A 17,568-nucleotide genomic window follows, 5' to 3' on the forward strand; every position below is an offset into this window, starting at 1 on the left:
ATGCCAACTCAAGAAGCGAAGACCCACCATGTGGGCGAATGGGCAAGTTTACGTAATACCTCTCCCGAGATCGCCGAGGCGATTTTCGAATTAGCCAAATACGATGAAAAGCTAGCAGAAAAAATCTGGGAAGAAGGCAGCGACGAGGTGCTCGCTTTGGCCTTTGCCAAAACGGACAAAGACGCCCTGTTCTGGGGCGAACAGACCATCGAACGTAAAAACGTCTGACGCAAAACGCGCCGGTATCGCTACCGGCACGCCAGTACTGACAACCGGACCGGCCACCAGGCCGTCCGGTTTTTTTTATCCCCTATTTTGCTGCCTCGTTCATCACCTGCTTAAACGTCGCCATCGGGCAGAAACCGTCGGCATCTACCGGGCAACCGTTAAGCGCCAGCGTCACCCGCTGCGGTGGTGATTGCAGGGTTAACGGTTCAGCATTTCGCAGCTGTGAGGTGCTTTGATAGACGTACTCAATCTTCATCAGCTCGCGGTTGCTGCCGCTATCGTGCCAGCGCTGGAAGACTATTTTGCCACCGATAGGGGTACGCTCATACTGGTTATGCAGTTGATAAGGCTTGAAATCCAGCGCGGTCAGCAGGGAAGCGATATTGGAATCGTGCCCCACCAGCAGCGTCACTTTGGCCGCCTGCTGCTCATCGCTGACCAGCGCCTTATCGATATATTTCACCAACGGTTTAGCCACGTTGCGCGCCACCTCTGGCGAGGTGAACAGACTGTCCTGATAGCCGTTTTTCAGCTTCGACAGCACCTGCCACTGTTTATCGGTTTTGATCTCTCCCCATGCCACCTGATCCAGCGGGAAACCTTCGTAATACTGCAACGTGAAGGCATCGACCAGCGAGTTCCCCACCTTCAGCGGCCCGGAAACGCCCGGCTCCTGCTGGTATTTCGCGCTGAACGTATCTTTCGCTGCGCTTAACTCACACACCTGCTTCTCTTTGCAGGAGGGCGAGTTTTGGTAGTCCGTCATTTCCTCGAGCAGCTTGTAGCTGTCGGTGAGCTGCATGCCCTGGCGCTCTTTGGTCATCGCCTGCACCGCTTTTTCGCTGAATGCGGCAGAATCTTCGGTGATCACCGGGTTAAAGGTCGGGTCCATGGTACCCATTTGCGGCTGGTGATGGACCGTCACGCCGCAGCCGGGAAAGGCGCCGGTGATAAAGAACTGGGCGGTGGCGACGGTGCGTTGCAGACTGTTGGCGTAAGCGTAAACCGCGTTATCCGGCGGGCACTCACCGCTGGTCACCAACCCCTGCTGCGCCAGCCATTCGCGCATATAGTGCCCCATGTACACCTCGAGCACCCCGCCTTTGGTGGTCAGTTGACCGCCGGGGACATCCCACTCCGGCCATGATTTCGGCGTTGACTGTTCCAGTACGCTGCCATTGTTGGCCAGCGGCGCGCGCAGGTTGTGGCGGCTCATGATCAACACCTGCTGGAGCTGGTAACCCTGCGGTGCCACCGCCTCTTGCGCCTGGGCCGCCGCGGATAACACCAGCGCCTGGGCCACGATACCTGCGAGTAGACTCTTTCTCATCCCTTTATCCTCAGTCATTTTCATCGCTTTTTATTGTGGCAAATTTATGACATTTTTCCGCTTCGTCGCTCGCAAACTGAGGCACCGGGAGAAACTTTTATCAACCCGCTGAAATAGTTTTATAATAAAACAATTATGTGCCAGGCACTAAAGCTGGAGGAGCTCTCGTGAAACGTACCCGTCTGGAAAACAGCAGTTGCCCTATCGCCCGCTCACTGGATGTCATTGGCGACTGGTGGTCGCTGCTCATCGTTCGCGAAGCGTTGGGCGGAACCCGGCGCTTCAGCGAGTTTCAAAAGCACCTTGGCATTGCTAAAAACATGCTCGCCGGACGGCTGAAAATGCTGGTGGAAGAAGACATCCTGATGCTGCAGCCCGCCTCCGACGGCAGCGCGTGGCAGGAGTACGTGCTTACCGAAAAGGGGCGTGGGCTGCAAACCGTGCTGGTGGCGCTCGCGCAGTGGGCCGATGAATACCTGTTGACGCCCGACGAGCCCGCAACCGTGTTGGTGGATAACCTGACGCACCAGCCGCTGCGTAAGCTGGTACTGCAGGCCGCCGATGGCCGGACGCTCCAGCCCGATGACATTCGCGCTAAACTCCCTATAACCAACTGATTTAAAGCAATAGCCACCCAAACCCGGGTGGCATAACAAAAAAATACCGCGCCATGTGGTTGCATTATTAAACCAGTTATCTCATGCTTAATTTGGTTTAATAATGCAACCAACATAACAGAGGTACATCATGACAACTCACACCGCTTTAATTACCGGCGCCTCCTCCGGCATCGGCGCCGTTTACGCCGAGCGCCTCGCCGCCCGGGGCTACCACCTGATCCTGGTCGCACGCCGTGAAGCGCGTTTGCAGGCGCTCGCCGGGCAGTTGCAAAGCCAGTACGGTATTCAGGCCGATGTACTGACGGCAGACCTGAGTGAAGAAAGCGGTATCCGTGCCGTTGAAGCACGCCTGCAGGCAGATCCGACGATCGCGCTGGTGATTAACAACGCTGGGACAGCCAAAATGGGCGGGTTGCTGGCCAGCGATGTCGCCGATCATCAGATGGTCCATACCCTCAATACTACCGCCCTGCTGCGCCTGAGCTATGCGGCACTGGCTGCCTTCCAGCCTCGCGGCCAGGGTACGCTTATCAATATCGCCTCGATTCTCGCGCTCCACGCGCTGCCGGGTAGTGCGGTGTACAGCGCCAGTAAAGCGTGGGTGCTCAGTTTTACCCGCGCGCTTCAGGAAGAATTTGCCGATAGCGGCCTGCGCATTCAGGCCGTTCTCCCGGCGGCCACCGCCACCGACTTGTGGCCGACCTCAGGCGTCGCCCTTGATGCTCTGCCAGCCGGCTCGGTGATGACCACGGAAGACCTCGTCGATGCAGCGCTTAGCGGGCTGGACCAGGGTGAAAATATCACCCTGCCGCCGGTGCACGACCTGAAGCTATGGGAAGATTTTGACCGGACAAGAGTGGCGCTGTTTGACAGCGCGCGCACCGGCCAGCCGGCGCCCCGCTACCGCCTCATTTAACGCTTGAGCAGATGACCGTGCTGGCTCATCCACTCCGCCAGCGGCTGTAACGCGCTGCGCATCGACAGCCCCAGCCCGGTTATCTGGTATTCCACCCGAGGGGGGATTTCGGCATAGACGCAGCGCGACACCAGCCCGCGCTGCTCGAACAAGCGCAGCTGACGGGTCAGCTCTTTTTGCGTAATGGGCGCCGCCGCCCGCAGCAGTTCGCCGAAGCGCACCGGCGCATTGAGGACGATCAGCCGGTAGAGGATCGGGATCGCCCATTTCCCGGCAATCAAATTAACAAAGTCGGTCATCGGGCAAGATGAGTGCCCCAAATTATTTTCACCGACGCTCTCCGCGGTCTTCGCCATAGCACACCTTTTGCCTCGTTAGTATCCAATTGGTACCTGGTATCCTTTGAATACTAAAGCTTTTATAGTCCCTTTTCCAGAGACGCAGTCAGGAGCAAGATCATGGGACGTTTAGCAGGAAAATATACGCTGATTACCGGGGGCACCAGCGGCATTGGCCTCGCCACCGCGCAGGAATTTATTGCCGAAGGGGCGCAGGTGGCGGTCACTGGCCGCCAGCCTGCAGCGCGCGAACAGGCGCAGGCGCTGCTGGGGGAAAACGCATGGGTTATTGCGGCAGATGCCGGTGACGCCGGCGGGCAGCGCCAGCTGGCAGAGACCCTGAGCGCACGCTGGCCGCGGCTGGATGCCGTCTTTATCAACGCCGGTGACGTGACCCACGGTGCCTTTGGTGAGTGGCATGAGGAGGAGTGGGATCGGCTGATGAACATTAACCTCAAAGGGCCGTTCTTCTTGCTGCAGGCGCTGCTGCCGCTGCTCGCCAACCCCGCGTCGGTGATTCTTTGCGGATCGGTCAGCGCCCATATCGGCTTGCCGACCAGCAGCGCTTACGCCGCCAGCAAAGCCGGGCTGCTGTCGCTGGCGCGTACCCTGTCGGCGGAGCTGCTGTCGCGCGGCATCCGCGTGAATGGCCTGAGCCCCGGTCCGGTTCGCACCCCGGCACTGGATAAGCTGGGCCTCAGCGCGCAGGCCATGAGCGCCCTGCAGGAAGAGATCAAGAACCTGGTACCAGTCCGACGCATGGGCACACCGCAGGAGCTGGCCAAAGCCGCGCTGTACCTGGCATCGGATGAGTCCAGCTACGTTGTTGGCAGCGAGCTACTGGTGGATGGCGGGACGAAAAATCTCTGATATCACGGTGGCGGCGGGCGTTACTCCGGTAGCGGGACCGCCGCCAGGGTGCAAATGGCTTCATGCTGTCCGCCGCGGCGATCGATCATCACCACTTTGTCGCCGGCTTTTTTGCCTTCACAGGGTTTTAATACCTGGTCCATAACCCGTTCGCGGGTTTGCTGGCTCTCTGACTCTGCCACAGTGGTAAAGGAGGTCAGGATCAAGGTCAGCCCAAGCAGGCCGACGATAGGTTTCTTACACATGCATTGTTCTCAGATAATTCTCACTCCGGTACAGGGTAACAGTCTGAAGGTCTTACGTCTGTAAAATCAGTTAACGGATTGTTTCTCAGCGAGAAAACAGGCATTTACATCGGTCACAAAAACCATATCATCCTGATTTTCGGCGAATTTATCACTGTTAAACGTCACATTTCAGACACATCCTGATGCTATCGTGGCGGCAAATTTATAGAGTTCATGGTTTTCCACTCAAGCCCAGGATCGCTTATGTCCGGTATTATTCTCATTGTTGTCGCGGTCATTTTGCTGGGGGTTGCGGTTTATAGTCTGGTGTCATACGTCAAAGAACGTCGCGCCAGCCAACTCCCTTTCCATAAAAAGAAAAAGTAACCCCTCTCTGCCGATCGCCATGTACAGAAACAGGCTGGTCACTCAGGTGACCAGCCTCAGGCGCTATGCCGGCAGTGATTTCCGATCGGCCGGAACGACTAGGACTCCCATGCCCGCTCCGCTTTCGCAGCATCAAACTGCGGCGGCGGCTGACGGAAGCGACGGGTCAAATAGGTCAAATACAGCAGCCCGACCGCTCCCCATACCAGCCCCAGCGTCAACGATGTCGCTTCGAGGTTGATCCACAGTACCGCCACCGTCGCGGCGCCAATCAGCGGCAGAATCAGATAGTGCAGGCGATCCTTCCACGTTTTGTTATAGCCCTTGCGCCGCCAGAAGTGGTTGAACACCGACAGGTTAACGAAGGTAAAGGCCACCAGCGCGCCAAAGTTGATCAGCGCCGTCGCGGTCACCAGATCGAAGAACAGTGCCGACAGCGCCACCACCCCGACCATCAGGACGTTCAGTGCCGGCGTCCGCCACTTCGGATGCACATAGCCGAAAATACGTTCCGGGAAGACGTTATCCCGCCCCATAACATACAGCAGACGCGACACGCTGGCATGCGATGCCAGGCCTGACGCCAGGGTGTTCACAAAGGTGGTGCACAGGAAAATCGACTGGAACAGCTTCCCGCCAACATACAGCGCAATTTCCGGCAGCGCCGCATCCGGGTCCTTAAAACGACTGATATCAGGGAAGAAGAGCTGCATAAAGAACGAGGCAACGATAAAGATAATGCCGCCGTACACCGCCGTCAGAAAAATCGCTTTCGGGATCGTCCGCGCGGCGTCAGGGGTCTCTTCTGACAGCGTCGTCACCGCGTCAAAACCAAGGAACGAGAAGCAGACGATCGTCGCCCCGGTAATGATCGGGATCAGATGGGCGTTCTGGCTGATAAACGGCTGCAGCGACCAGACGGTACCGACCCCTTCCCCTTTATGCAGTCCCTGCACCACCAGGAAAATAAAGACCACCATGATCGCAATCTGTACCAGTACAAACAGCGTATTAAAGTTTGCGACCAGATTAACGCTTTTAAGGTTTGCCGCCGTCAGAATCGCCACGAACCCCACCACCCAGATCCACGGCGGCACTTCCGGGAACAGCGCCGACAGATAAATCTTCGCCAGTAAGACGTTAATCATCGGTAAGAACAGGTAGTCGAGCAGCGATGACCAACCCACCATAAAGCCGACGTGGGGGCTGATCGACTTTTGCGCGTAGGTGTACGCCGACCCGGCTTCCGGGAACTGCCGCACCAGCTTGCCGTAGCTGATAGCCGTAAACAGCACCCCGGCCAGCGCCAGAATATAGGAGGCGGGAACGTGGCCGTTGCTGATACCGGACACAATCCCGAAGGTATCAAATACCGACATTGGCGTGAGATAGGCAAGCCCCATCACCACCACTTGCCACAGCTTGAGCGACTTGCGCAGTCCGGGTTTGCCGGCGGCAGAAGACACATCGAGTGAAGTGTTAGCAACCATGAGCATCCCCCCCCATGCAAACGTAGGTTTGTGCGCACAACGATCGGGTGACAAACCTGCTTAACAGGGGGGTAAGGCATAAAAAATCGCTTCGGACAGACCAACGAGCGGCGGTTGATTCGGACATCTTGCGGCCTTCATGGCCCCCTTCTCCCTGCGGATATTTGAACATCGGCATCATCTCTTTCCTCGTCACACACTGTGTCGTTAACTGAAGCCCGGTATCGCCTGCGCTCCTTTACGCGACATCCGGGAAATCACTGGAATTCCAGCAAAACGTCCGACCAGGCTCCGCTCAGGCCGTATGATGCAACTTTATCGCCCGACGACAGTGGCCCCTTGCGGGGCGACCATCAGGCGTTTTTCAACATCCACTCAATTTCGGTTTCGGTGATAAGCCGTTCAAACTGCATTAATTCATCATTCTTACAGGCATGGTAAACGTGGCAAAAACGTTCACCCAAACGCGCACGCAGACTATCGTTTTGCATAAACTCCCACAGCGCATCGCTCTGTCGGATCGGGAACGGCAGCCCTTCCTGCTCCAGGCCATTGCCTTCCACTTCTTCCTGCAGCGGCAGCGTATTGTCCAGCCCGTGCAATATGCCGGCGAAGATCGCCGCCATCACCAGATACGGGTTGGCATCCGCGCCGGCCACGCGGTATTCCACCCGGTGGTTTTGACGATCGCCGCACGGGATCCGCAGTGCTACTGTGCGGTTGTTATGCCCCCAGGAAGCCTGGGTCGGGACATACATCCCCGGCTGGAAACGACGCCACGAGTTGACGTTCGGTGCCAGCAGCGCCATCGACGACGGCATCAGGTCAATCATCCCGGCCAGCGCGCGTTTCAACAGTGCAGAATCTTCACCATCGGCATCCGCTAGCACGTTTTCGCCCCGGTGGTTTTGCATGCTGATATGGATATGCATCCCGCTGCCCGCGTGCTCTTCATAGGGCTTGGCCATAAAAGTGGCATGCATCTTATGCTTCTCGGCCATCAAACGCACGAGGCGTTTTAACGCCAGCGCATCATCGCAGGCATCGAGCACGTTATCGGTGTGGTGAAGGTTGATTTCAAACTGGCCCGGTGAGGCTTCAGCTACCGCGCCATCGGCCGGAATCAGCTGCAGCTGGGCCAGCTCATCGATGTCATTGAGCACGTCGGCGAAGTGGTTGAGGTTGTCCACCGAGTAAACCTGGCTCTGGGTGTTGCGATCGCCGGTGCCCGGCGCGCAAGGCGGCTGCAGATAGCCTTCGGCATCACGTTTACGATCCAGTAAATAGAACTCCAGCTCTACCGCTACCACGGGGAACAATCCGCGCTGGCGCAGCTGCTGCCAGAGGCGGTTAAGTACGTTCCGCGGCTCAACGTCAAAGGGAGCGCCATCTTCATCCACCATCGTCAGCTGTACCTGAGCGATAGATTGCGGATCGGCAGCTGAAGGGGTTAAGGTCCCCGGCACCGGGATGCAGGAACGATCCGGCTCTCCCATATCCTGACCCAGCCCGGCCTCTTCCACCACATTACCGAGAATATCCATCGCAAAAACTGACGCCGGGAAGTAACAGCCTTTCTCCAGCTTGCTCAGGCTGGAGACCGGAATACGTTTGCCACGGAAGCAACCGTTCAGGTCGGTCAGCAACACATCGACGTACTGCGTCTCGGGATAACGCTCAAGGTAGCGCTTCACTTCATGAGTGAATGCGCTGCCCCGTCTCTCTTCTGACTGCTGAACAAAATTCTCAACTTCTACAATATTGGTTTCCATCATTCACCGCCGTTGTGTTGGTTTCGGACCGCTGGCTATCTTGCCGTTAAATATAATGTCCACCATTCGAATGTGTATGCAAACAAAATGTTTGTCAAATGTTAAATTAAGTTTGCAAACGGCTATTTGCGCTGCTAGATTGAGAAAATATTGAACGATATGGCCATTTGGCACGCTAAACGGTCATTATTTAGTCCACTTTGTGAGGGCGATCATGGAAAATATAATGTACGGACCAGTTATTGGTGTCGTGATGTGCAGGAACAGGCTGAAGGGTCACCAGACCCAGACTCTGCAAGAAAAGTACCTGAATGCCATTATTAACGCCGGAGGGTTGCCGATTGCCCTGCCGCATGCGCTGGCCGAGCCGGAAATGCTTGCCGCGTTGTTACCTAAACTGGATGGCATCTATCTGCCAGGCAGCCCCAGCAATGTGCAGCCGCACCTTTATGGTGAAAACGGCGATGAGCCTGACGCCGATCCCGGGCGTGATCTTCTGAGCATGGCATTGATTAACGCCGCGCTCGAAAGGCGCATCCCCATTTTCGCCATCTGCCGTGGGTTACAGGAACTGGTTGTCGCCACCGGAGGGACTCTGTATCGTCGTCTTTTCGAACAGCCGGAGCTCCTTGAGCATCGCGAAGATCCGGAGCTGCCGGTTGAACAACAATATGCCCCCTCTCACGAAGTTCTGGTTCAGGAAGGAGGATTACTTTCTCAGTTAATACCGGGCTGCAACACGTTTTGGGTAAACTCGCTACATGGGCAGGGAGCGCGCACCATAAGCTCACGTCTGCGCGTCGAAGCTCGTTCTTCAGATGGACTGGCAGAGGCGGTCAGCGTCAATGACCACCCTTTCGCGCTGGGCGTGCAATGGCACCCGGAATGGAACAGTAGCGAATATGCCCTCTCGCGTTTGTTGTTTGAAGGTTTTATCACCGCCTGTCAGAACCACATGGCTGAAAAGCAGCGGCTCTGACCATTACAGTTAAGGAAATGCAAATATGAGCGATGACGGACTGGCGCCAGGAAAACGTCTGTCAGCGATCCGCCAACAGCTGGGTCTCTCACAACGTCGTGCCGCCGAACTGTCTGGGTTAACACATAGTGCCATCAGCACCATAGAACAGGACAAAGTCAGTCCTGCCATCAGTACGCTGCAAAAGCTGCTGAAAGTTTATGGGCTGTCGCTCTCGGAATTCTTTTCTGAACCAGAAAAACCTGATGAACCCCAGGTGGTGATTAATCAGGATGACCTTATCGAAATCGGCAGTCAGGGGGTTTCGATGAAGCTGGTCCATAATGGAAATCCGAACCGTACGCTGGCGATGATTTTTGAAACTTACCAGCCTGGAACCACGACCGGGGAGAGGATCAAACATCAGGGTGAGGAAATTGGCACCATACTGGAAGGTGAAGTCGTACTGGAGATGAACGGCCAGTCGTATCATCTGGTGGCTGGACAGAGCTATGCCATTAATACCGGCATACCGCACAGTTTCAGCAATACTTCGGCAGGTGTTTGCCGAATTATCAGTGCCCATACTCCCACCACATTCTGATTTTTTAGCCTGAGACTATCTCAGGCTTTCTTCAGGCCAGCGCCGTCGGAAGCCTCTTATCCCGCGGCGCGAAGAACACGCAAATATCCTGCCGCGCAGCGATTCTGCTGCGTCGTGCGGCGGCTTATTTCCTGCGGGCCCACGAATATATACGCGTAAGTCAAACGCGCAATAACGGTATCTGACCCCGGGGACGCCCTACGCCCCGCACGGTCCGGCATGCCCACAATTCGATTATGTGATTAAGGAGTCTTATATGGATTTCAAACATCTGGCCTGGTGGCAGGATAAAGCGCAAAGCATGGAGATTGAAACGCGGTTATTTATTAATGGCGACTATTGCTCTGCTGTCGATAATACCACGTTTGAAACCATCGACCCCGCCGCACAGCAGACGCTGGCGCACGTTGCCCGGGGCAAAAAGGCCGACGTCGAACTCGCCGTTCAGGCCGCCCGCCGCGTGTTCGATCGCGGCGACTGGTCCCAGGCCTCGCCGGCGCAGCGCAAAGCCGTGCTGAACAAGCTGGCGGACCTGATGGAGCTCCATCGTGAAGAGCTGGCGCTGCTGGAAACCCTTGATACCGGGAAACCGATCCGCCACAGCCTGCGCGACGATATTCCCGGTGCCGCCCGCGCCATCCGCTGGTATGCCGAAGCCATCGACAAAGTGTATGGCGAAGTGGCCCCTACTGGCGCCAATGAACTGGCGATGATCGTCCGCGAACCGGTAGGCGTCATCGCCGCCGTGGTGCCGTGGAACTTCCCTCTGCTGCTGGCCTGCTGGAAGCTTGGCCCGGCGCTGGCAACCGGCAACAGCGTGATCCTGAAACCGTCAGAAAAATCTCCGCTGACGGCCCTGCGTCTGGCCGGGCTGGCGAAAGAGGCCGGCCTGCCGGACGGCGTGCTGAACGTGATCAGCGGCTACGGCCATGAAGCGGGTCAGGCCCTGTCCCTGCACCCCGACGTCGAGGTGCTCACCTTTACCGGCTCCACCCGGACCGGCAAACAGCTGTTAAAAGATGCCGGCGACAGCAACATGAAACGCGTCTGGCTGGAAGCGGGCGGCAAGAGCGCCAACATCGTCTTTGCCGACTGCCCGGATCTGCAAAAGGCGGTTAACGCCACCGCCGGCGGCATCTTCTACAACCAGGGCCAGGTCTGCATCGCCGGTACCCGTCTGCTGGTTGAAGCGAGCATCGCCGACGAGTTTCTGCGTCGCCTGCAGGAGCAGGCTCGCCTCTGGCAGCCGGGCAACCCGCTGGATCCGCAGACCACCATGGGCATGTTGATTGATAACACCCATGCCGACAGCGTGCACAGCTTCATCCGCGTCGGAGAAAGCCACAGCACCCTGCTGCTCGACGGGCGTAAAAACCCGTGGCCCGCCGCCGTCGGCCCGACAATTTTCGTTGACGTTGACCCGGCTTCCCCGCTGAGCCGCGAGGAGATTTTTGGCCCGGTGCTGGTAGTGACCCGCTTCACCTCAGAAGAAGAAGCCCTGCGTCTTGCCAATGACAGCAATTACGGCCTGGGCGCCGCGGTCTGGACGCGCGATCTTTCCCGCGCCCACCGGATGAGCCGCCGTCTGAAAGCCGGCTCCGTATTTGTGAACAACTATAACGATGGTGACATGACCGTGCCGTTTGGCGGGTATAAGCAGAGCGGCAACGGACGCGACAAATCGCTGCACGCGCTGGAAAAATTCACCGAACTGAAAACGATATGGATGACTCTGGAGTCTTAATCATGACCGAACATACCACCAGTTATTATGCCGCCAGCGCCAACCGCTACGAACCCTTTCCGACGCTGAGCGAATCCATCAGCTGCGATGTCTGTGTTGTCGGCGGCGGCTATACCGGCCTCTCTTCGGCCCTGCATCTGGCCGAAATGGGCTACGACGTAGTGCTGCTGGAAAGCGCGCGCATTGGCTTTGGCGCAAGCGGGCGCAACGGCGGCCAGCTGGTCAACTCCTACAGCCGCGATATCGACGTGATTGAACGAACCTACGGCCCCGATACGGCACGCATGCTCGGCAGCATGATGTTCGAGGGCGGCAATATTATTCGCGAGCGCATTCAGCGCTATCAGATCCAGTGCGACTACCGCCCCGGCGGTCTGTTTGTGGCGATGAACCACAAGCAGCTGGAAACTCTGGAAGAGCAGAAAGCGAACTGGGAGCGCTACGGTAATCAGCAACTGGAGCTGCTGGACGCCAACGCCATCCGCCAGGAAGTCAACAGCGACCGTTACACCGGCGCCCTGCTTGACCATAGTGGCGGGCATATTCATCCGCTGAACCTGGCCATCGGCGAAGCGGATGCCATTCGCCTTAACGGCGGCCGGGTGTACGAACAGTCGCCGGTGACCCGCATCCAGCACACCAGCCCGGCAGTGGTCACTACCGCCAAAGGCCAGGTCACCGCCCGCTACGTGATCGTCGCCGGCAACGCCTACCTTGGCGATAAAGTGGAGCCCGAACTGGCCAAACGCAGCATGCCGTGCGGCACCCAGGTCGTCACCACCGAACCGCTTTCGGACGAGATGGCGCGCTCGCTGATCCCGAAAAACTACTGCGTGGAAGATTGTAACTACCTGCTGGATTACTACCGCCTGACCGGCGACAACCGCCTGCTTTACGGCGGCGGCGTAGTCTACGGCGCCCGTGACCCGGACGACGTCGAACGCCTGATTATGCCGAAGCTGCTGAAAACTTTCCCGCAGTTGAAAGGGGTGAAAATCGATTACCGCTGGACCGGCAACTTCCTGCTGACGCTCTCGAGGATGCCGCAGTTTGGCCGCCTGGATAACAATATTTATTACATGCAGGGCTACAGCGGCCACGGCGTGACCTGTACCCACCTCGCCGGGAGGCTGATCTCCGAACTGCTACGCGGGGATGCCGAGCGCTTCGACGCCTTTGCCAACCTGCCGCACTATCCGTTCCCGGGTGGGCGCAGCTTACGTATTCCGTTTACCGCCATGGGCGCGGCGTACTACAGCCTGCGCGATCGGCTGGGCGTTTAATCCCCTCAGCCGACGGCGCCCGCCGTCGGCAAGGTTGCCTCACTCTTTTGCTGGGGAAGGCTCTGCGGGAAATGCTGCTGAAAGTAGTGGCGCAAAAACTCCACGCAGATGCGAATTTTCGCCGAGGTCGCCAGTCGCGACACATACACCGCCCAGATACTGGCGGGCTGATAGTACTCGGGCAGCAGATGCAGCAGATTGCCGCTGGCGATATTTTCCCTGACGTCCCACCACGAGCGCAGCGCAATGCCCTGCCCCTCCAGACACCACTGGTGAACAATTTCGCCGTGGTTCGACGACAGCGGCCCGGTCACTTTAATCGCGTGTTCTCCCTCTTTATCGTGCAGCTGCCAGACACCAAAAGGCCGGTCGCGCTCTTTGATCACCAGGCAAGGCAGTGCGGCAAGGTCGCTCAGCTGTTTTGGCCGGGAATGGCGGGCCACAAATTCCGGCGAGGCGCAGAGAATACGGTGATTGGTGGCCAGCTTGCGGGCAATCAGATGAGGAGCGATATCGTCCCCCACGCGGATATCCAGATCGACGCCTTCATTAGCCAAATCCACCAGCCGGTCGGCGACATCAAAACGGATCTCCAGTTGCGGATAACGCAGGGCCAGCTCAGACAGGGCCGGAGCGACCACCCGGCGGCCAAAACCAAAACTGCTGATAATCCGCAGCGTCCCCTGCGGCACCTGCCGCACATCGGAAAGCTCATCCATCATCTGGTCGACATCCTGCAAAATGCGCTGTCCCCACTCGTAGATACGCTCTCCCTCTTCGGTGATGGCAACCCGGCGGGTGGTGCGGTGCAGCAGCTGGACATTGAGCGTTTGCTCCAGCAACGACACCCGCTTGCTGACAAACGCCGGTGAGACGCCCAGCTCTTCGGCGGCGGCGGCAAAACCGGCGCGACGGGCAACCAGCATAAAGACGCGTAAATCGTTCAGCAGCGGCAGATTATTCATGATTCGTGTTTTATGTTTCACCAGTTGACGGGATTAATTATGAATCAGTCAATTATAGGATAGCGATGAAGTCAATTTTCCTTACCGCAAACTGAGAACAACGATGAATAAAACCCTACGTATTGCCGCCATCCCCGGCGATGGCATCGGTAAAGAAGTGCTACCTGAGGGCATTCGCGTACTGCAGGCCGCCGCCGAGCGCTGGGGGCTGGCGTTAAGCTTCGAGCACATTGAATGGGCCAGCTGCGATTACTACGCCCGGCACGGGAAAATGATGCCCGACGACTGGCAGGCGCAACTGAAACCGTTCGATGCTCTCTATTTCGGCGCGGTCGGCTGGCCAGCTATCGTGCCGGATCACATCTCCCTGTGGGGCTCGCTGCTGAAGTTCCGCCGCGAGTTTGACCAGTACGTCAACCTGCGTCCGGTGCGCCTGTTTCCTGGGGTTCCCTGCCCGCTGGCCGGCAAGCAGCCCGGCGATATCGATTTTTACGTGGTGCGCGAGAATACCGAAGGGGAATATTCCGCCCTCGGTGGGCATGTCAATCCGGGGACCGAGCATGAAGTGGTGATTCAGGAGTCGGTGTTTACCCGCCGCGGCGTAGATCGGATCCTGCGCTACGCCTTTGAGCTGGCGCAAAGCCGCCCACGTAAAACGTTAACGTCAGCCACCAAATCCAACGGCCTCGCCATCAGCATGCCGTTCTGGGATTCACGCGTTGAAGCGATGTCCCGGCACTATCCGCAGGTGCAGTGGGATAAGCAGCATATCGATATTCTGTGCGCCCGTTTTGTGCTGCAGCCGGAACGTTTTGATGTGGTGGTCGCCTCAAACCTGTTCGGCGATATTCTCTCCGACCTTGGCCCGGCCTGTACCGGCACCATCGGGATTGCCCCGTCAGCAAACCTCAATCCTGAGCGCACCTTCCCGTCGCTGTTTGAAGCGGTGCACGGTTCGGCGCCGGATATCTACGGCAAAAATATCGCCAACCCCATCGCCACCATCTGGGCCGGGGCGATGATGCTCGATTTCCTCGGCAACGGAGATGCGCGTTATCGGGCCGCCCATGACGGCATTCTGGCGGCGATTGAGCAGACCATCGCCAGCGGACCGAAAACGCCGGATATGCAGGGCAGCGCCTCTACCCAACAGGTGGGCGCTGCAATTTGCCAGGCGCTGGGCCGGTAAGAAAAATCCCCCGGAGGCGGCGCGTTGCGCCTGTCCGGGCTACCGCGAGCCCGTAGCCCGGTCAGCGCAGCGCCACCGGGGAGGACGTCCGGGTTACAGCTCCAGCTCCCGTTGCAGCAGCGCGGCAATCGCCTCGCTGCTTTCCGCCGTCACCAGCGATTGGCGGAACGCTTCGTGCATAATGCGTCGCGCCAGCCTCGAGAAGATCCGCATATGCTGGTCGCCGGCGGAATGCTTGTTGAGGGTCAGCATAATCACAAACTGCGCCTCGTCATCACCCCACGCCACCGGCTGCGCCAGACGCGCCACGCTGATGGTCGACTGCTCAATATGCTCTGACTTGCTGTGCGGAATGGCAAAGCTAAAGCCTAACCCCGTGGAGAACACCGCCTCACGAGCCCACAGGTCGGCCTCCAGCTTGCGTGGGTAGCGGCAGCGGCCGGCCAACAGCAGGTTATCGGTCATGCCTTTGAGCACCTCCTCTTTACTGCGCCAGTCGCTGTTGAGGGTAATGCACTGGGCAGTAATCAGCGGCGCATCCTGCTGGGTCATGCGGAACTGGGCCAGCAGATGCTCTATCTCCAGCGAGGTGCGGCACTGCATCGCCTGATTCAGCAGTTGCCGACAGGCGCGGCTGTCGAGCTGTGCCAGACGCGCTTTGGTCGCCGGGATCGACGGCGCGCTCATGCTCAGCTCGTCCAGCCCCAGTCCCACCAGCAGCGGCAGCACCGACCCCTTAGCCCCCAGCTCGCCGCACAGGCCGATCCATTTCCCCTGGCGATGCACCGCCTGAACCGCATAATCCAGCGCGCGTAAAAACGCCGGATTGAGGCTGTTATAGTGGCGCGTCACCCGGGCGTTATCACGATCCACCGCCAGCAAATACTGGGTCAGGTCGTTGCTGCCGATACTAAAGAAATCAATCTCTTCACAGCACTGGTCGATGATAAACATCACCGACGGCACTTCGAGCATAATGCCGAAGGGGATCGTCTCATCAAACGGAATATGCTCGCTACGCAGCGACTGTTTCGCATCCGCCAGCTGCTCTTTCACCCACAGGATCTCCTCCATTGAGGAAATCATCGGGATCATAATTTTCAGCGAGCCGTGCGCCGACGCGCGCAATATGGCCCGCAGCTGGGTACGGAACAGCGCCTGATACTCTTCATAGATCCGCACCGCCCGGTAGCCGAGGAACGGGTTGTTCTCCGCCGGGATATTGAGGTAGGACACGGGCTTATCGCCGCCGATATCCATGGTGCGAATGATGATGCTGCGCCCGTTGGCTGGCTCCAGCGCCTGGCAAAAAATATTGTAGAGTTCGTTTTCCGACGGCGCGCTTGGGCGATCCATATACAGCATTTCGGTGCGGAACAGTCCCACCGACTGCGCGCCATGGCCGAACGCCGCCGCGGCCTCGACAGAGTGCGCAATATTCGCCGCCACCTCTACGCGAATGCCGTCTTCAGTCCGGCCCGCTTTATCCAGCCAGCCCTGTTGCTGCTGGTGTATTTGCGCCTGCACCCAGGCCTCCTGCCGGTAGTAGCGTGTCACCGCCTCATCCGGCTGCACCACCACCAGACCAGCATTGCCGTCGATCTGCACCGGCTGGTCAACCCACGGCAGTAGTGCCGTCACATCGACCCCCACCAGGGTTGGAATATTGAACGATCGCGCGAGGATCACCGTATGCGAGGTAGTGCCGCCGCTGCGCAACAGCAGGCCTTTGAGCAGCGTTTTATCCAGCTCCAGAAACTGACTGGGGGTTAACTCATCGGCAAGGCAGACGGACGCTTGCATCAGTTTGCCCGGCGCCGGAAAGCGCGATTCGCCATAGATATGCTGCAGCAACTGGAAGCAGACATCGCGAACGTCCAGCACCCGTTCCTGCAAATACGCGTTACCGGAGGCGCTGAACTGCGCGCAAAAATGTTCACCAGTGGCGACGATGGCCTCGGCGCAGCTCAGGCCGGTCAGCAGCCCGCCCAGCAGGTGCTGGCGCAGCGAGGCATCGGTCGCCAGAGAGCGATGCGCTTCAAGGATCGCGCTGGCGGTGCCATCGTTGTCCAGCAGCCGAAACGCGATATTTTTAACCAGCAGCGTCAGGCCGTTATCCAGTAACGCCTGCTCCTGCTCGATACTCCCCGCCGCAGGCAGCGTCCCGGCGTCGCGCAGATCCAGAGATTTCAGGTGCGTGAGCACGCCTCCGGCACTGCCCGCACAGACCGGTAACGCGTGAAACAGGGTCGGATTAAGGCGTGACAGCGATTGCGGCACCGGCTGGATATCCATCTTGTCCACCGTCGGCAACGGCGCATCGCAGTGCGGAAACTCATCACGCATAAACGCCGACAGCGCATCGAACGCCTGCTGCTGGTCCTGACCTGCAATAATCAGCTGGCAGCCATCCCCTTTGAGGGTATTCGTGCCGATAATCGCCAGCGCGCTTTTGGCGTTGCCGCGCCCGTCGCCGCGGGTATTGACCCATTCGACCGAAGACGAAAACCTGTTACACAGCGTTTCTACCAGACTTGCCGGTCGCGCATGGACGCCATTGGGCAAATCACATATGAATTCAATTACCAGAGCCATCGCCTTCCTCCTGAGCAATGCGTGAGTTATTCAAAAGGTAAAGAATGTCTTT

The 17,568-nt window shown here is 58.1% G+C and carries 17 protein-coding genes; 10 read left to right on the top strand and 7 right to left on the bottom strand.

Features of this window, described 5'->3' with window-relative positions; genetic code table 11:
• A complete protein-coding gene (locus ACMYSP_RS03300) occupies positions 1–228 on the top strand; it encodes a YccJ family protein (protein ID WP_434585551.1) in 228 nt (75 codons plus the stop codon).
• An 82-nt stretch (positions 229–310) separates the two neighbouring features.
• Here the strand turns inward: ACMYSP_RS03300 and agp are convergent, their stop codons facing one another.
• Positions 311–1,558: a bifunctional glucose-1-phosphatase/inositol phosphatase gene (gene agp, locus ACMYSP_RS03305; protein WP_434585553.1), complete on the bottom strand. Its 1,248-nt coding sequence runs from the start codon at positions 1,556–1,558 to the stop codon at positions 311–313.
• A 167-nt stretch (positions 1,559–1,725) separates the two neighbouring features.
• Between agp and ACMYSP_RS03310 the strand changes: the two genes are divergently transcribed.
• Positions 1,726–2,175: a winged helix-turn-helix transcriptional regulator gene (locus ACMYSP_RS03310; RefSeq protein WP_434585555.1), complete on the top strand. Its 450-nt coding sequence runs from the start codon at positions 1,726–1,728 to the stop codon at positions 2,173–2,175.
• 130 nt (positions 2,176–2,305) lie between these two features.
• Positions 2,306–3,094 (top strand): SDR family NAD(P)-dependent oxidoreductase, encoded by a 789-nt coding sequence (locus ACMYSP_RS03315; RefSeq protein WP_434585557.1) that lies wholly within the window; start codon positions 2,306–2,308, stop codon positions 3,092–3,094.
• On the opposite strand, the gene ACMYSP_RS03320 is transcribed toward ACMYSP_RS03315, so the two are convergent.
• Positions 3,091–3,450 carry a winged helix-turn-helix transcriptional regulator gene (locus ACMYSP_RS03320; protein WP_434585559.1) on the bottom strand — a complete coding sequence of 120 codons (360 nt, stop codon included), beginning with the start codon at positions 3,448–3,450 and terminating at the stop codon, positions 3,091–3,093. The genes ACMYSP_RS03315 and ACMYSP_RS03320 overlap by 4 nt on opposite strands.
• Before the next feature lie 102 nt (positions 3,451–3,552).
• On the opposite strand from ACMYSP_RS03320, the gene ACMYSP_RS03325 reads away from it, so the two are divergent.
• Positions 3,553–4,302: an SDR family oxidoreductase gene (locus ACMYSP_RS03325; protein WP_434585561.1), complete on the top strand. Its 750-nt coding sequence runs from the start codon at positions 3,553–3,555 to the stop codon at positions 4,300–4,302.
• Between the two features lie 20 nt (positions 4,303–4,322).
• Here ACMYSP_RS03325 and ACMYSP_RS03330 read toward each other — a convergent pair whose 3' ends face one another.
• On the bottom strand, positions 4,323–4,547 hold the full coding sequence (locus tag ACMYSP_RS03330; RefSeq protein WP_434585563.1) for a hypothetical protein: 225 nt from the start codon (positions 4,545–4,547) through the stop codon (positions 4,323–4,325).
• Between the two features lie 246 nt (positions 4,548–4,793).
• Between ACMYSP_RS03330 and ACMYSP_RS03335 the strand changes: the two genes are divergently transcribed.
• A complete protein-coding gene (locus ACMYSP_RS03335; RefSeq protein ID WP_434585565.1) occupies positions 4,794–4,916 on the top strand; it encodes a small membrane protein in 123 nt (40 codons plus the stop codon).
• A gap of 98 nt (positions 4,917–5,014) precedes the next feature.
• Here the strand turns inward: ACMYSP_RS03335 and ACMYSP_RS03340 are convergent, their stop codons facing one another.
• Positions 5,015–6,406, bottom strand: coding sequence for an APC family permease (locus ACMYSP_RS03340; RefSeq protein ID WP_434585566.1), 1,392 nt, complete (start codon positions 6,404–6,406; stop codon positions 5,015–5,017).
• 353 nt (positions 6,407–6,759) lie between these two features.
• Positions 6,760–8,178 carry a glutamine synthetase family protein gene (locus tag ACMYSP_RS03345; RefSeq protein WP_123753759.1) on the bottom strand — a complete coding sequence of 473 codons (1,419 nt, stop codon included), beginning with the start codon at positions 8,176–8,178 and terminating at the stop codon, positions 6,760–6,762.
• A 226-nt stretch (positions 8,179–8,404) separates the two neighbouring features.
• On the opposite strand from ACMYSP_RS03345, the gene puuD reads away from it, so the two are divergent.
• The 4 genes from puuD (at position 8,405) to ACMYSP_RS03365 (ending at position 12,767) form a co-directional block, all read left to right on the top strand.
• Positions 8,405–9,157, top strand: coding sequence for a gamma-glutamyl-gamma-aminobutyrate hydrolase (gene puuD / locus ACMYSP_RS03350; RefSeq protein WP_434585568.1), 753 nt, complete (start codon positions 8,405–8,407; stop codon positions 9,155–9,157).
• 25 nt (positions 9,158–9,182) lie between these two features.
• The gene (gene puuR / locus ACMYSP_RS03355; RefSeq protein WP_123753757.1) at positions 9,183–9,740 is read left to right on the top strand and encodes an HTH-type transcriptional regulator PuuR; all 558 of its coding nucleotides are present in this window, start codon (positions 9,183–9,185) and stop codon (positions 9,738–9,740) included.
• 256 nt (positions 9,741–9,996) lie between these two features.
• Positions 9,997–11,484, top strand: coding sequence for an aldehyde dehydrogenase PuuC (gene puuC, locus ACMYSP_RS03360; RefSeq protein WP_434585570.1), 1,488 nt, complete (start codon positions 9,997–9,999; stop codon positions 11,482–11,484).
• A 2-nt stretch (positions 11,485–11,486) separates the two neighbouring features.
• Positions 11,487–12,767: an NAD(P)/FAD-dependent oxidoreductase gene (locus ACMYSP_RS03365; protein ID WP_434585572.1), complete on the top strand. Its 1,281-nt coding sequence runs from the start codon at positions 11,487–11,489 to the stop codon at positions 12,765–12,767.
• A gap of 5 nt (positions 12,768–12,772) precedes the next feature.
• On the opposite strand, the gene ACMYSP_RS03370 is transcribed toward ACMYSP_RS03365, so the two are convergent.
• A complete protein-coding gene (locus ACMYSP_RS03370) occupies positions 12,773–13,753 on the bottom strand; it encodes a LysR substrate-binding domain-containing protein (RefSeq protein ID WP_434585574.1) in 981 nt (326 codons plus the stop codon).
• Positions 13,754–13,835: 82 nt separating this feature from the next.
• On the opposite strand from ACMYSP_RS03370, the gene ACMYSP_RS03375 reads away from it, so the two are divergent.
• Positions 13,836–14,921, top strand: a complete 1,086-nt coding sequence (locus ACMYSP_RS03375; RefSeq protein WP_434585576.1) for a tartrate dehydrogenase — start codon at positions 13,836–13,838, stop codon at positions 14,919–14,921.
• A gap of 93 nt (positions 14,922–15,014) precedes the next feature.
• On the opposite strand, the gene ptsP is transcribed toward ACMYSP_RS03375, so the two are convergent.
• On the bottom strand, positions 15,015–17,516 hold the full coding sequence (gene ptsP / locus ACMYSP_RS03380; RefSeq protein WP_434585577.1) for a phosphoenolpyruvate--protein phosphotransferase: 2,502 nt from the start codon (positions 17,514–17,516) through the stop codon (positions 15,015–15,017).
• Positions 17,517–17,568 lie beyond the last annotated feature (52 nt).

It is taken from the genome of Klebsiella sp. R390 (assembly GCF_051131745.1).
Lineage (GTDB): Bacteria > Pseudomonadota > Gammaproteobacteria > Enterobacterales > Enterobacteriaceae > Klebsiella.

Coding starts and splice junctions, on each gene's coding strand:
- ACMYSP_RS03340 (WP_434585566.1), bottom strand. CDS start 6,406: ATGGTTGCTAACACTTCACTCGATGTGTCTTCTGCCGCCGGCAAACCC.
- ACMYSP_RS03320 (WP_434585559.1), bottom strand. CDS start 3,450: ATGGCGAAGACCGCGGAGAGCGTCGGTGAAAATAATTTGGGGCACTCA.
- ACMYSP_RS03315 (WP_434585557.1), top strand. CDS start 2,306: ATGACAACTCACACCGCTTTAATTACCGGCGCCTCCTCCGGCATCGGC.
- ACMYSP_RS03335 (WP_434585565.1), top strand. CDS start 4,794: ATGTCCGGTATTATTCTCATTGTTGTCGCGGTCATTTTGCTGGGGGTT.
- puuC (WP_434585570.1), top strand. CDS start 9,997: ATGGATTTCAAACATCTGGCCTGGTGGCAGGATAAAGCGCAAAGCATG.
- ACMYSP_RS03300 (WP_434585551.1), top strand. CDS start 1: ATGCCAACTCAAGAAGCGAAGACCCACCATGTGGGCGAATGGGCAAGT.
- agp (WP_434585553.1), bottom strand. CDS start 1,558: ATGAGAAAGAGTCTACTCGCAGGTATCGTGGCCCAGGCGCTGGTGTTA.
- ACMYSP_RS03330 (WP_434585563.1), bottom strand. CDS start 4,547: ATGTGTAAGAAACCTATCGTCGGCCTGCTTGGGCTGACCTTGATCCTG.
- ACMYSP_RS03375 (WP_434585576.1), top strand. CDS start 13,836: ATGAATAAAACCCTACGTATTGCCGCCATCCCCGGCGATGGCATCGGT.
- ACMYSP_RS03325 (WP_434585561.1), top strand. CDS start 3,553: ATGGGACGTTTAGCAGGAAAATATACGCTGATTACCGGGGGCACCAGC.
- puuD (WP_434585568.1), top strand. CDS start 8,405: ATGTACGGACCAGTTATTGGTGTCGTGATGTGCAGGAACAGGCTGAAG.
- ACMYSP_RS03345 (WP_123753759.1), bottom strand. CDS start 8,178: ATGGAAACCAATATTGTAGAAGTTGAGAATTTTGTTCAGCAGTCAGAA.
- puuR (WP_123753757.1), top strand. CDS start 9,183: ATGAGCGATGACGGACTGGCGCCAGGAAAACGTCTGTCAGCGATCCGC.
- ACMYSP_RS03365 (WP_434585572.1), top strand. CDS start 11,487: ATGACCGAACATACCACCAGTTATTATGCCGCCAGCGCCAACCGCTAC.
- ptsP (WP_434585577.1), bottom strand. CDS start 17,516: ATGGCTCTGGTAATTGAATTCATATGTGATTTGCCCAATGGCGTCCAT.